Genomic DNA, 13,297 nt, shown 5'->3' with positions numbered 1-13,297 from the left:
CATGCGCCGGCCAGTCTCGCGTGTCGTCGCGCCGGCAATGCTGGGCGCCTTGCTGGCGTGGACGGCGCACGCGCAGACGGCGCCGGCGGCGGCAAACCCGGCCGATAAAGACATCCAGACCGTCACCGTCACGTACACGCGCGATCCGGTCGACAAGTCGTATCGCAAGATGATCCGCGGCATGGAGCGGTTCCAGCGCGAGCACGCGCTGGCGCCCCAGGCCACGTTGCGCTTCCGCCTGCTGCCCCGTTCGCCGACCGTCGACATGCGCGGCATCACCCTGCGTGTCATCGGCGACCACATCGCCGTGCCCGTGCCGGTCGCGCCCGACAACAGTTTTACGTTGCCCCGCAACGGGCAGGCGCTGCAGGAAGACGCGGCCGTCGTCGCCAACCGCAAGACGACGAGCATGACGTGGCGCGCACAAGTGGTGACGCCTGGCCTGCCGCCGGGCACGCGCCGGCTGGGCGACCTGCGCCTGGAATGCCTCGTCGGCATGGAAGCCGGGCTCGTATCGAACAGCTCGCCGCTGTTCGGGTGGATCTCGAACGCGCTGACGAGTCCGGAGCAAGTGTGCAACAGCCCCGATGGCAATTTCCTCTTTTTCACCGAGCGGCCCGTGTTTGCCGTGACCCTGCGCGCGGGCGAACGCACGGAAGTGCTGCCGTTCCGCTTCCTGTACGCGGGCGGCGACCAGACGCGCGACATGCTGCCGTTCTGCGACTGCCAGGTGTTGCTCGACCGCACGTATTACGCGCCGATCTGGGACCGCAGCTGGCCGGACGACACGCTCGTCAGCTTCGAGTACATGGACGACGCGCCCCCGGCACAGGAGTCGACGCCATGAACGGATGCCGCACGCTGCTGATCGCCATGCTGGCGGCGGGCCTGCTGTCCGGCTGCGCCACGCGCGCGCCCGAGCCCGGCACGAGCGTGGCCGAGACCCGCTTCGACCAGCTCGTCGTGCCGGGCCGCACGACGCGCGCCGAGCTGCTGGCCGCGTTCGGCCCCACGAAGACGGTCGTGTTCGACTCGGGCATGGAAGCGTGGCTGTACACGGCACCGGCCCCAGGCGAGGGCAACACGGAACTCGTGCTGCTGCTGGGCCGCGACGGCATCGTAAAGAAGATGCGCAAGCGGCCGCCGTACCCGACCGATCCGAAGCCATGACGCGCAAGCGGGCTGAATCGGTGTACAGTTGAGCATCATTGTTTTTGGAAAGATCGCGATGCTCAGGATGACAGGGACGGCGTTGGCGCTGGCGGCAATGGCGTGCGTACAAACGGCGCAAGCGGACGGGCTCGATCCGACCGAGCAGAGAATCGTCGCCGAGGTCAGGGCGCACGCGCCGCAGGCGCTCGACCTGCTCCAGCAAAGCGTCCTCGTCAACAGCGGCACGATGAACACGCGCGGCGTGCGCGATGTGGGGCAGCTGTTCCGCAAGCAGTTCGACGAACTCGGCTTCAGCACGCGCTGGATCGACATGCCGCCGGAAATGCACCGCGCCGGCCATCTCGTCGCGACGCGCGAGGGCAACCGCGGCAAGCGCCTGCTGCTGCTCGGCCACCTGGACACGGTGTTCGAGCCGGGCTCCGACGTCCCCATGTGGAAACGCGACGGCGACCGGGTGCGCGGCCAGGGCGTGTCGGACATGAAGGGCGGCGACGTGATCGTCATCGAGGCGCTGCGTGCGCTGCAGCGCGCGGGCGTCCTCGACGGTGCGCGCATCGCCGTCATGTTCACGGGCGACGAGGAAGACGCGGGGAATCCGAAAAGCGTGTCGCGCGGCGACATGGCGGAACTCGCCAAGCGCAGCGACATTGCCCTCAGCTTCGAAGGCAGCATCCTCGACAAGAACGGGATGGCCACCGCCACCGTGGGCCGGCGCGCGACGGCCAGCTGGGAGCTGGAGGTCAAGGGCCGCCAGGGCCACTCGATGGCCGTGTTCGGCGCCAACGGCTACGGTGCCGTGTACGAGACGGCCCGCATCCTGGACGCCTTCCGCCAGCAGGTGATCGAGCCGGGCCTCACGTTCAATCCGGGCGTGATCCTGGGCGGCACCGAGGTCGCGTTCGACAATGCCGCCTCGCGCGGCACCGCGTTCGGGAAGACGAACGTGATCGCCAACACGGCCACCGTCAAGGCCGACCTGCGCTACCTGGACTACCCGCAGCGCGACCGCGCCCAGGCGCGCATGCGCGACATCGTCGCGCACAACCTGCCCGGCACCAGCGCCACCATCACGTTCCACGATTCCTATCCTCCGATGGCCGTCACGCCCGGCAACCTGAAGCTGCTCGACCTGTATTCGCGCGCCAGCCAGGACGCCGGACTGGGACCGGTCGGCGCCGTGCCGGCCGAGTCCCGCGGCGCGGGCGACATCCAGTTCGTGGCACCGCTCGTCGACAGCCTCGACGGCCTCGGCGCGAGCGGCAACGGCGCCCATTCGCCGAACGAAGACCTGGATGTCGGGTCGATCGAACGGGGTGCCGTGCGCGCGGCGCTGCTGATCTATCGTTTGACGCGTTGACGCCCGTCGAATCCCCTCAACCGGACACGCTACCCGCACGGGGTAGAATGCACCTATGGCACGACTGACCCTCACCTTCCCCGAAGACCAGTACTACTACACGACCTTGCTGACGGTGCGCGTCACCGACATCAACGCGGCGAACCACCTGGGTAACGACTCGATGATCTCGATGATCTCCGAGGCGCGGGCACGCTTCCTGTTCGAATTCGGCGTCCCCGAAACGGAGCGCGACGGCACGGGCATCATCGTCACCGACCTCGCGACGACCTACCGCGCCGAGGCGCACGCGCGCGACCAGTTGCTGTTCGAAGTGGGCGTCATGGACTTCAACAAATACGGCGGCGACATCACGTTCCGCGTCACCCGCCCCAAGGACAAGGCCCTGGTCGCGATGGCCAAGCAGGGCTTCGTCTTCTTCAACTACAAGACGAGCCAGGTCGTCGCCATGCCGGAAGAATTCCGCGCCAAGTTCGAGCGGGTGAACTGGGTCGGCTGAACGTCCGCGCAAACTTTTCCAGATGAACACAAAATAAGCATAAAAAATCTGGAACTTTCCCCGCGTCCCGCCGGAATATGGGTGGGCACCTCGAAAAACCGTCGCGAGCGGACGGAATGCCGTTCGAGAAGCGCAACTGTACGAACAGTCCAGCGAGCATCGCAGGATGCCAGTGCGACGCGCAGCAGGTTTTTCGACGTGCCCGGGTAAAACACAACGACCCATGATCACGACAACCACTGACACCGACCTGCTGCGCCAGATGCGCGGCGGCGCCGCCGACGCCTTCGCGGCCTTATACCGGCGCCACCAGGGTCCGCTGTACCGCTTCGCGCTGCTGCGCTGCGGTTCGGCCGACACCGCGGCCGACGTGGTGCAGGAAACGTTCATGGGCCTGTTGACGGAACGGTTCCGGTTCGATCCGCTGCGCGGGGCGTTGCAGCATTTCCTGTTCGGCGTGGCCCGTAACCTGATCCTGAAACACGAAACGGGGCACCAGCGCCACGTGGTGCTGTCCGGCCCGGACGACGACGGCGATGCCGCGGCCGACCCGCCGGACGACGCCGCCTGTCCGCTGGGACGCCTGCTGAACAACGAGGCCGCGGAAGAAGTGCGGCGCGCGCTGGCGCTGCTGGCGCCGCATTACCGCGACGCCGTCATCCTGTACGAGATGCACGACCTGTCGTACGCCGAGATCGCCGACATCTGCCAGGTCGACATCGGCACCGTGCGTTCGCGCCTGTCGCGCGGGCGGGCCGCGCTGGCCAAGCGCCTGGCCGGCTGGCACGCGGCAAACGCCGCGGCATGAAAAGGAGAGCCACCATGGACACCCGAAAAACGACCGACCGCGATCCGCTGTTCGACGCCCTGCGCGCCGAAGCCGGACGGTTGAACGCCCCGCGCGGCGTCGAGAAGGAATTGCTGCAAGCCTTCGCCCGGCTGCATCCGGGGCCGCGCCGCTGGTATCACGGGTTGACGGTGCGGCGTTGGGCGCTGGCCGGCGGCCTGTCGGGCCTCGTGGCCGGCGCCCTGGTCCTGGCGGTCGCGCTGCGCCCGCCCGCCGCGGACGACGGCGGCCGCAGCGGCGCGCTCGTCGCGCTCGACGACAACGGCCTGTTCATCGCGCTCGACTCGGCCGAGCGCATCGCCGCGGAGCCGTCGCCGCACATGGTCGCCACCGACGTGCCGCGCACGAGCCTGGCCGCGCTGGGCGTGCCGCTGACGCCGGAGAACGCGGGCGATTCCGTGCGCGCCGAGATGCTCGTCGCGGCCGACGGGCAGCCGCTGGCGCTGCGCCTGAGCGCCACCCGATAACCGAAGGAGGATGCCATGACCACCAGACACCTGCTGCTCGCCGCCCTGCTGGCCGGGCTGTTCGCCCCGGCCCTGGCCGAGGACACCCACGGCGACGCCACGCGCGCCAGCCGCGCCTCGGACGGCGCACTGGCGTTCGGTTTCGATAAGCTGGACCACGATGCGCGCGCCGGCGTCACCGTGATGCGGGGCGCCGTTCTCAAGAATGCGCCGTACAGAGCCCAGGCCGTGACCGAACGCACGCAGACGCTGGCCGACGGCAACCAGATCGCCAACCGCCGCGTGACGATGACGTACCGCGACAGCGCCGGCCGCACGCGCCAGGAATTCCGCGACGCCAAGGGCGAGGTCGTCACCGTCATGATCGCCGACCCGGCGGGCGGCACGAACCTGATCCTGCATCCGCGCGACCGCACGGCGGTCAAGGTCGACCGCATGCACAAGGACGGCACCCCGCCCGACGCCGAACGGCAGCGCCGCGCCGACGGCAGCGAGGACATCATCGTCAAGCGGGTGGAAGGCCTCGACGACGCCGAACGCCGGCGCATCCAGCGCGACGTGCGCATCCAGGTGTCGAAGGCGCTGGCCGAGAGCGGGAGTGCGCAGCGCAACGTGCAGATGCAAGTGGCGCCGCTGGTGAACGGCGCGTTCGCCGACGTCAAGTGGGCAGCGAAGGCCGTGACGAAGGATTTGGGCACGCGCGACTTCAATGGCATCAAGGCCGAGGGCAAGCTGCGCAGCTATGAGATCCCGGCGGGCGAAATCGGCAACCGCAACCCGATCGTCGTCTCGGACGAGACGTGGACGGCGCCCGACCTCATGGTGACCGTCTACGCGAAGCACAGCGACCCGCGCAGCGGCGACGTCGTGTTCCGCCTCGAAAACGTCAAACGCGAAGAGCCGGCCGCCGCCCTGTTCACCGTGCCGGCCGATTACACGGTGCGCGAAGGGGGCGGCCGCTGGCGCGACAAAGCCGACGGCAAGCCCCAGTGAACATCACCGCTTCTTGATCGGCGCAATCGTTTTATTGAACCAATCGTCGATCATCTGCTTTTCGTAGCGCAGCGGCTCCGAATCGAAGTAGTGATTGAGCGACTGCTGATAATTCATGTCCTGCAGCTGCGCCTGGCCGCTCTTGATCACCTGGCCGTTCTGCTCGATCGCGTAATTCAGTTCCATGCGCGGCCAGTCGGCGCGCCCCGTCAGGACGCGCAGGTCGCGGCCCAGCCGGGCGCTCGGGATCAGGCGGCCGGCTGGATCGAAATCCGTGATCTCGATGCGCAGGTCCTCGCCCGGGGGCAGGTTCGCGCCCAGCTTTTTAAAATGGTCGGCGATCTGGTCCAGCATCTCCTTGCGCTCCCACGTCGGGAACGGCAAATCATGGAAATTCTCGGGGTGGACCCACGTGACGTCGACCGCAGCCGACGCACCGCCCGCGGCCAGCGCCAACAGGCCCGCCAGGGCCATCGTCTTCACGAACGATTTCATGATGTTCTTCCTTTCCTTCATCGAACTACGACCGTTGATACCTGATTCTTATACGCCGGTTTCCATGCTGGCGTCCGTTACGGAATCGTCATAGTTTGTATCGAAATGTTAGTCGCCGCACAGGTGCGCCCGGCTCATGCGCAGCACAATCGGATGCAGTGTAACGTGAGCGAGGACGCATCATGCCGGAAGGCCCGTCACTGGTCATCTTGAAAGAGCAGACCGCCCGGTTCGTGGGCCAGGAAATCGTGCGCGCCGAGGGCAATACCTGGGCCATCGACACCACGCGCCTCGTCGGCCAGCCCGTCGTCGCCCTGCGCACGTGGGGCAAGCATTTCCTCATCCAGATGCCGACGATGGTCGTGCGCATCCATTTCCTGCTGTTCGGCACCTATCGCGTGGACGAAGGACGCGACAAGCCCCCGCGCCTGTCGCTCGGCTTCGCGGATGGCGGCGTGCTGAATTTCTATGCCTGTTCCGTCAAGGAAATCGACTGCGACATCGACGCGTATTACGACTGGGCCGCGGACGTCATGTCGGATGCATGGGATCCGGCCTTGGCGCGCAAGAAGCTTCGCGCCGAGGCCAAGAGAAATGCGAACACGCTCGTCTGCGACGCCCTGCTGGACCAGAACATCTTCGCCGGGGTCGGCAACATCATCAAGAACGAGGTGCTGTTCCGCATCCGCGTGGATCCGCGGTCGACCGTGGGCGCGCTGCCGCCGGCCAAGCTGCGCGCCCTCGTGCAGGAAGCGCGCCAGTACAGCTTCGATTTTCTGGAATGGAAGAAGGCGTTCACCCTCAAGAAGCATTGGCTGGCGCATAACCAGAAGACCTGTCCCCGCTGCCATATTCCGTTCCACAAGGCGAACCTGGGCCGGACGAACCGGCGCAGCTTCTGGTGCGAGCGCTGCCAGAAGTTGTACGAATGAGCCGGGTTCGACGGCGCAAATGACAGGGAAGCAACACGTTGCGACATTGTGACTTATTGCGCTGCGTCATTAATATTTCTTGTTGTTAATGATCACTGCTCATACTACAATCATTTCCAACCGGTGCTGTCTTACCGCAATGCCTTGCTCTTTCCCTGATATCGTTACGAGATTGGATCGTCAAATGTCCTTCCTATCCTCAGCCGCGCCGAAGCTTGCACCATGGAAAGTACTGCTCGTCGACGACGAACCGGACATCCATGACATCACCAAGCTCACGCTGTCCCGCTTCCGTCTGGACGGCCGCAGTCTCTCCTTCCTGCACGCCTACAGCGGCGCCGAGGCCAAGGAGATCCTGGCGCGCGACAACGATATCGCCCTGGTATTCCTCGACGTGGTGATGGAGCGCGAGGACAGCGGCCTGGAAGTGGCGCGCTGGATGCGCCAGGAGCTGGACAACCAGTTCACCCGCATCGTGCTGCGCACCGGCCAGCCCGGCCAGGCGCCCGAGGAACGCGTGATCGTCGACTACGACATCAACGATTACAAGGAAAAGACGGAACTCGACCGCACCAAGCTGTTCACGACGACGTTCGCCGCCCTGCGCGCCTACCGCGACATCATGAAGGTCGAGGACGCCAGACGCGTCCAGCAGAATTACCGCGAAGGCCTGGAGCGCGTGATCTCGGCCTCGTCGCACCTGTTCAAGCAGCGCAATTTGAAAGATTTCGCCAGCGGCCTGCTGCAGCAGGTCGTCGCCCTGCTGCGCCTGGAACAGAGCATGCTGCTGCGCGTGGCCGGCGCCAGCGTGATCGCGGGCGAGAGCCAGTACGAGGTGCTGGCGCGCATCGGCGACGTCGGCGAGCAGGACATCGGCCCGGAACTGATCGCCCAGCTGGACGAGGCGCGCCACAACCGCATCTCCAAGCTGCATGGCGACACCTATGTCGGCTATTTCCCCAACAACAGTGGCAAGGCGTCGCTGCTGGTGCTCAAGGGCGTGGAAGAGATCGACGAGATCGACGTGCAATTGCTCGACGTATTTTGCTCGGGTGTGGCCATCGCCTTCGACAACATCCTGCTGAACCAGGAAATCACCGATACCCAGGCCGAGCTGATCCTGCGGCTGGGCGACGTCGTCGAATCGCGCTCGAACGAGGCCGGCAACCACGTGCGCCGCATGGCCCAGGTGTGCCACCTGCTGGCCCTGGAATCGGGCATGCCGGACGACGAGACGGCCGTGCTGATGCATGCCGCGCCCATGCACGACGTGGGCAAGATCGCCACGCCGGACGCCGTCCTGCTCAAGCCGGGCCGCCTCACGCCCGAGGAATGGGACATCATGAAGCTGCACCCGACCATCGGCCTGCAGATCCTGGACGGCTCGCAGCGCCCGATCCTGAAGGCCGCCGCCGTGATCGCCCACCAGCACCACGAAAAATGGGACGGCAGCGGCTATCCGCAGGGTCTCAAGGGCGAGGACATCCACCCGTATGCCCGCATCGTCGCCGTGGCCGACGTGTTCGACGCCCTCACCCACGAGCGCGTGTACAAGAAGGCGTGGCCCATCGAACAGGTGCGCGATTACCTGCACGAAGTGGCGGGCCAGCACCTCGATCCCTACTATGTCGATATCCTCATCCGCAACCTCGACAAGGCGGCCGAGATCAACGAACGCTGGCCGGACTGAACTAATACCTCCAGGCAGGGACAAGCTGAGCATTGTCGGGTAGTATGCTGGCTTCGAGGCAACGTTGTCACGACCGCCGTTCCGGCCCATGCGTATCCGAACCCGACTGCTGATCCTGATCCTGGTGATCCTGGTGCCCGCCTTCATCGCGGCCGTGCTGGCGGTCTGGTATGTCTATCAGGAAGAGCGGCTGGCCCAGGAAACGAGCGTCAAGGAAGCCGTGCGCGCCTTCGCCCTGGTGGTCGACAACGAACTGGAGACGAAGGAAGGCATCCTGCACGCGCTGGCGAATTCCCCCGCGCTGGCCAAAGGCGACTTCGAGACCTTTTATCGCCACGCCAGCTCGCTCGCCCCGAATGACGAAACCGCCATCGTCCTGATCGACCTGGACGGCCGCCAGCTGATCAACACGCGGGCCCCGCTGGGCGCGCCGCTGCCGTTCCGGCGCGCCTCGAACATCGACGGCCTCATGAAGCGGGACGGCGCCGACCGCACGCTCGTGTCCGATCTGTTCGCGTCGGCGATCCTGCACCGCCACGATTTCGCCATCCAGGTGCCCGTGCACGTGGAAGGCGCCATCCGCTACTACCTCTCCATGGGCGTGAACGCCGCCACGTTGCAGAACGTGCTGCGGGAACAGCGCTTCCCCGCCGAATGGCAGGCGGCCGTCGTCGACCGCGCGGGCCGCTTGGTGGCGCGCTCGATCGACCCCGATCTGTACCGCGGACGCTCGGTCAGCAGCGTGGCGATGTCGCACTTCGCCGCCCGCCGCGAAGGCGTGTTCTCGAACAACAACCTGGCCGGCATCCCCGTGCAGGCTTTTTACAGCACCGTGCCCGCGTCGGACTGGAAAGTGGTCGTCAGCATTCCCATCGCCGACCTGCGCCGCGTGCCGCTGCATGCGGCCACGTTCCTGGCAGCCATCATGGCCGTGCTGCTCGTGCTGTCGTCGGTGGCCGCACGCTGGTTCGCGCGCCGCGCCGCCATCCCGATCGAATACCTGGGCCGCAGCGCCGAAGACCTGGGCGCCGGCCGTGAAGTCCGCTACCAGCCGCAGGGCGTGATCGAAATCGACGCCGTGGCGCAGCGCATGGCCGAGGCCAGCCGCCAGATCCTCACCGCCCAGGGCGAGCTGGAACGGCGCGTGGCCGAAGCCGTGGCCGCCAGCGAGCGCGCCCAGAACGCCCTCGTGCGCGGCCAGAAGCTGGAAGCCCTCGGCCGCCTCACGGGCGGCATCGCGCACGAATTCAACAACCTGCTGCAGACGCTGACGACCGCGCTGCAACTGGCCTCCCTGACGGCGAACCAGCCCAAGGTGCTGAGCCTGATCGACACGTGCAAGCGCACGGTCAGCCGCGCCACCGCGCTGACCACGCGCCTCGGGTCGTTCGGCCGCGTGCAGGATGCGCGCCTGCTGACGGTCGATCCGGGCGAGCAGGTGCGCGGCTCCGTGCAACTGCTGCGCGGCGTGCTGCGCCAGGGCACGCGCATGGAGGTGCAGTGCGCGGACGATGTCTGGCCCGTCACCATCGACCCCGTGCAGTTCGACCTGGCGCTGCTGAATCTCGCCATCAATGCGCGCGACGCCATGCCGGACGGCGGCCGCCTCGCCATCGATGTGCGCAACTGCACCCTCGAACCGACGCTGGAGCGCACGGGCGGCGACTACGTGCGCGTGAGCGTGATCGACACGGGCACGGGCATGCCGCCCGACGTGCAGGCGCGCGCGCTGGACCCGTTCTTCACGACGAAACCGCCGGGCCAGGGCTCCGGTCTCGGGCTGCCGCAGGCATACGCGTTCGCCACCCAGTCGCGCGGCTGGCTGACCGTGACGAGCGCCGTCGGTGCCGGCACCACCATCGACATCTACCTGCCGCGCTCGCATCAGACGCTGTCGGCCATCGCGGCGCGCGCCGACGGCCAGACCCCTGGCCGCGGCAGCGGGCGCGTGCTGTTCGTCGAGGACGATCCCCTCGTGCGCGAAGCCGTCGTGCGCGGCCTGGAAGACTGCGGCTTCGACGTGATGGTGGCGGCGGACGGCGACAAGGCGCTCGCGATGCTCGACGCCGGCCTCGATGCCGACGTCGTGTTCTCCGACATCGTCATGCCCGGCAAGGTGAGCGGCATCGACCTGGCCGGCATCCTGCACGAGCGCCGCCCCGGCCTGCCGGTCATCCTCGCCACCGGCTATACCGAGCAGCGCGCCGTCATCCCGGGTGTGCAGGTGCTGGCCAAGCCATACGAGATCGACCAGCTGGTCGAGCTGCTGTCCAACCTGTCCGCGAGCCGCTGAACCGCTGAACTGCTGAACTGCTTACAGCGTCAAGATCGCCCGCTCGCCGCGTCGACCGCCACCGTGCACAGGGTGGCATTGAGCCGGCGCCCGCCGGCGTACTGCAGTGAAAGCAATCCTGGTTTATTTTCGCAATTGCCATGCGGCGACCATTGGTTGCATTCGTGGCAAATGGACAGGCGTAGAATGAAGGGGATCATGGAGGAACGACTATGCAGACCCTGCCCCTGCGGATCGGCGCCGGCCAAGACCTGCGCGCCGTGCTCGACGCGCTCATCGCGCAACATCACGTGGAAGCCGCCTTCGTCCTGCAAGGCATCGGCAGTCTCTCCGTCGCCAGGCTGCGTTTCGCCGGCCGCTCGGAATTCACGGAGCTGCGCGGCGACCTGGAAGTCCTGACCCTCGGCGGCTCGCTGTCGCCGGACGGCCCCCATTTGCACGTGACCGTCGCGGACGACGGCGGCCGCGTCCTCGGCGGCCATCTCGGCCCGGGATGCATCGTGCGCACGACGGCCGAGGTGCTGGTGGCGCTGCTGCCGCGCCATCGGTTCCGGCGCGAGTTCGATCCGGATACGGGGTTCGATGAGTTGTTCGTGAAGGCGTAGCTATTGCCGCTATGTCCGTTTCCGCACTGAACGGTCTCGTACGCGGTCGTAGGCTTGAGGTAAAGATACCCACGCCGCCGACCGCAGAGACCGACCATGACCACGCCCACTTCCGCACCCACCGGCGCCGCAACGGATGACACCCCGTTACCCAAGCCCGCTCCCCTGTCGCTCGCCGCCTGGAAGCAATTCCTCAACGTGGCCAAGCCCTATTGGCTGGAAGACGAAAGGAAAAAAGCCTGGACCCTGCTGCTTCTGCTGATCGTCCTCATGCTGGTCGACACCAAGCTGGCCGTCATGCTGAACAACCAGACCGGCGAGCTGACCTCGGCGCTGGCGGCCAAGAACGGCGGCCGCTTCTGGACCTCGGTCCGGGCCTGCCTGCTCATCGTCGCGCTCGCGGTGCCGACGTACGCCTTTTATTACTACATGCGCGACGTGTTCGCGAACCAATGGCGGCGCTGGCTCACCGGCCGGTTCCTCGACGGCTATCTGAAGGGCCGCAAATACTACGAGCTGGGCTCCAGTGGCGAGATCGACAATCCGGACCAGCGCATCAGCGAAGACATCAACACGTTCACGGGCCGGTCCATCAACTTCCTGCTGATCTTCCTTGGCTCGATCATGCAGCTGGTCGCGTTCAGCGCCGTCCTGTGGTCGATCTCGCACGTGCTCGTCGCCGTGCTGGTGGCGTACGCCGTGACGGGCAACATCGTCGCCCTGTACTTCTTCGGCAGTCCGCTGATCCAGCTGAATTTCTGGCAGTTGCGGCGCGAGGCGGATTTCCGTTTCAGCCTGATGCGCCTGCGCGAAAACGCCGAATCGATCGCGTTTTACCGGGGCGAGGCGCAGGAGCGCACGCACATCGACCACACGTTCGACAAGGTCATCCGCAACTATGCGCGGCTGATCAAGAAGCAGCGCTCGCTGAACTTTTTCCAGCGCACGTTCAGCCAGCTCACCGTCGTGCTGCCCTACGTGATCCTGGCCGGCGGCGTGCTGTCGGGCGAGCTGGAAGTGGGCCGCGCGACGCAGGCCGCCGGCGCGTTCACCGCCGTGCTCGGCGCCGTGGGCGTCATCGTCGACAACTTCGAGAGCCTCAGCCGTTTCGTGGCGGGCATCGGCCGCCTGCAGGCGTTATCGAACCTCGTCCTGCCCGCCACGCAACCGGCGACCGCCGCCGCCGAACGCCCGCGCATCGAGCTGCGTCCGTGCACCCACCTTGCGCTGGAATCGCTGACGCTGTGCCCGCCGCAATCCGACCGGGTGCTGATCAAGGAGCTGAGCCTCGTGCTGAAACCGGGCGATGCGCTGCTCATCACCGGCGACAGCGGCTGCGGCAAGAGCTCGCTGCTGCGCGCGATCGCGGGCCTGTGGCACGAGGGCAGCGGCGTGATCCACCATCCGCCCATCGAGGACGTCTTCTTCCTGCCCCAGCAGCCGTACCTGCAGTCGAGCACCCTGCGCAGCCAGCTCATCTATCCCAGCGTGCGCACGGACCTGAGCGACGAGCAGTTGCTGGAAATCCTGGAACTGGTTCACCTGCCGCGCCTGGCCGAGCGCGTGGGCGGCCTGGACGCCGTGCAGGACTGGGAAAAGCTGCTGTCGGTCGGCGAACAGCAGCGCCTGGCCTTCGGCCGGGTGCTCGTGCACAAACCGCACATCGTCATCCTCGACGAGGCGACGAGCGCACTCGACAGCGGCAACGAAGCGTCCCTGTACGCGCGGCTGCGCGACAGCGGCGCGACGCTGGTCAGCATCGCCCACCGCGCCGGCGTGCTGCGCCACCACACCCACGTGCTGCAATTGAAGGGCGACGGCGGCTGGGAGGTCCACGAGGCCAACGGCTACCAGTTCGACAAGCCGGCCGCCAACGGGCCCGCGCCGACGCCGGTGCGGCAGCCGGTGGCCGCGACGTTCGTCGGGTAGGCATACAATATCCGGTC

13 protein-coding genes are annotated in these 13,297 nt (G+C 66.7%); 12 read left to right on the top strand and 1 reads right to left on the bottom strand.

Annotated elements, in window-relative coordinates; all coding sequences use genetic code 11:
* Window position 1 precedes the first annotated feature (1 nt).
* From BVG12_RS22910 to BVG12_RS22880, 7 genes are all read left to right on the top strand, one after another.
* Window positions 2-847, top strand: a complete 846-nt coding sequence (locus BVG12_RS22910; RefSeq protein ID WP_075794414.1) for a hypothetical protein — start codon at window positions 2-4, stop codon at window positions 845-847.
* Entirely contained in the window at window positions 844-1,170 is a 327-nt protein-coding gene (locus BVG12_RS22905) for a hypothetical protein (protein WP_229503688.1), read from the top strand. Before BVG12_RS22910 ends, BVG12_RS22905 begins: the two co-directional genes overlap by 4 nt.
* Before the next feature lie 58 nt (window positions 1,171-1,228).
* The gene (locus tag BVG12_RS22900) at window positions 1,229-2,530 is read left to right on the top strand and encodes a M20/M25/M40 family metallo-hydrolase (RefSeq protein ID WP_075794413.1); all 1,302 of its coding nucleotides are present in this window, start codon (window positions 1,229-1,231) and stop codon (window positions 2,528-2,530) included.
* A 55-nt stretch (window positions 2,531-2,585) separates the two neighbouring features.
* On the top strand, window positions 2,586-3,029 hold the full coding sequence (locus BVG12_RS22895; protein WP_075794412.1) for a thioesterase family protein: 444 nt from the start codon (window positions 2,586-2,588) through the stop codon (window positions 3,027-3,029).
* A 223-nt stretch (window positions 3,030-3,252) separates the two neighbouring features.
* Window positions 3,253-3,837 carry an RNA polymerase sigma factor gene (locus BVG12_RS22890; RefSeq protein ID WP_075794411.1) on the top strand — a complete coding sequence of 195 codons (585 nt, stop codon included), beginning with the start codon at window positions 3,253-3,255 and terminating at the stop codon, window positions 3,835-3,837.
* A gap of 14 nt (window positions 3,838-3,851) precedes the next feature.
* A complete protein-coding gene (locus BVG12_RS22885) occupies window positions 3,852-4,343 on the top strand; it encodes a hypothetical protein (protein ID WP_075794410.1) in 492 nt (163 codons plus the stop codon).
* Between the two features lie 15 nt (window positions 4,344-4,358).
* Window positions 4,359-5,336, top strand: coding sequence for a hypothetical protein (locus BVG12_RS22880; protein WP_075794409.1), 978 nt, complete (start codon window positions 4,359-4,361; stop codon window positions 5,334-5,336).
* Window positions 5,337-5,339: 3 nt separating this feature from the next.
* Here the strand turns inward: BVG12_RS22880 and BVG12_RS22875 are convergent, their stop codons facing one another.
* Complete coding sequence (locus BVG12_RS22875) at window positions 5,340-5,831, bottom strand: DUF3016 domain-containing protein (RefSeq protein WP_075794408.1); 492 nt, start codon at window positions 5,829-5,831, stop codon at window positions 5,340-5,342.
* Between the two features lie 182 nt (window positions 5,832-6,013).
* Here BVG12_RS22875 and BVG12_RS22870 point away from each other — a divergent pair, with 182 nt between their 5' ends.
* The 5 genes from BVG12_RS22870 (at window position 6,014) to BVG12_RS22850 (ending at window position 13,280) form a co-directional block, all read left to right on the top strand.
* Complete coding sequence (locus BVG12_RS22870) at window positions 6,014-6,763, top strand: DNA-formamidopyrimidine glycosylase family protein (RefSeq protein ID WP_075794407.1); 750 nt, start codon at window positions 6,014-6,016, stop codon at window positions 6,761-6,763.
* A 184-nt stretch (window positions 6,764-6,947) separates the two neighbouring features.
* Window positions 6,948-8,453: an HD domain-containing phosphohydrolase gene (locus BVG12_RS22865; RefSeq protein ID WP_075794406.1), complete on the top strand. Its 1,506-nt coding sequence runs from the start codon at window positions 6,948-6,950 to the stop codon at window positions 8,451-8,453.
* A gap of 88 nt (window positions 8,454-8,541) precedes the next feature.
* Entirely contained in the window at window positions 8,542-10,746 is a 2,205-nt protein-coding gene (locus BVG12_RS22860; RefSeq protein ID WP_075794405.1) for a hybrid sensor histidine kinase/response regulator, read from the top strand.
* Window positions 10,747-10,958: 212 nt separating this feature from the next.
* The gene (locus BVG12_RS22855) at window positions 10,959-11,351 is read left to right on the top strand and encodes a PPC domain-containing DNA-binding protein (protein WP_075794404.1); all 393 of its coding nucleotides are present in this window, start codon (window positions 10,959-10,961) and stop codon (window positions 11,349-11,351) included.
* A 96-nt stretch (window positions 11,352-11,447) separates the two neighbouring features.
* A complete protein-coding gene (locus BVG12_RS22850; RefSeq protein ID WP_083685324.1) occupies window positions 11,448-13,280 on the top strand; it encodes an ABC transporter ATP-binding protein/permease in 1,833 nt (610 codons plus the stop codon).
* Window positions 13,281-13,297: the final 17 nt, after the last annotated feature.

Source organism: Massilia putida (genome assembly GCF_001941825.1).
GTDB lineage: Bacteria > Pseudomonadota > Gammaproteobacteria > Burkholderiales > Burkholderiaceae_D > Telluria > Telluria putida.
Note: the sequence above shows the minus strand (reverse complement) of the source record. Positions and strands in the feature narration are given on the sequence as shown.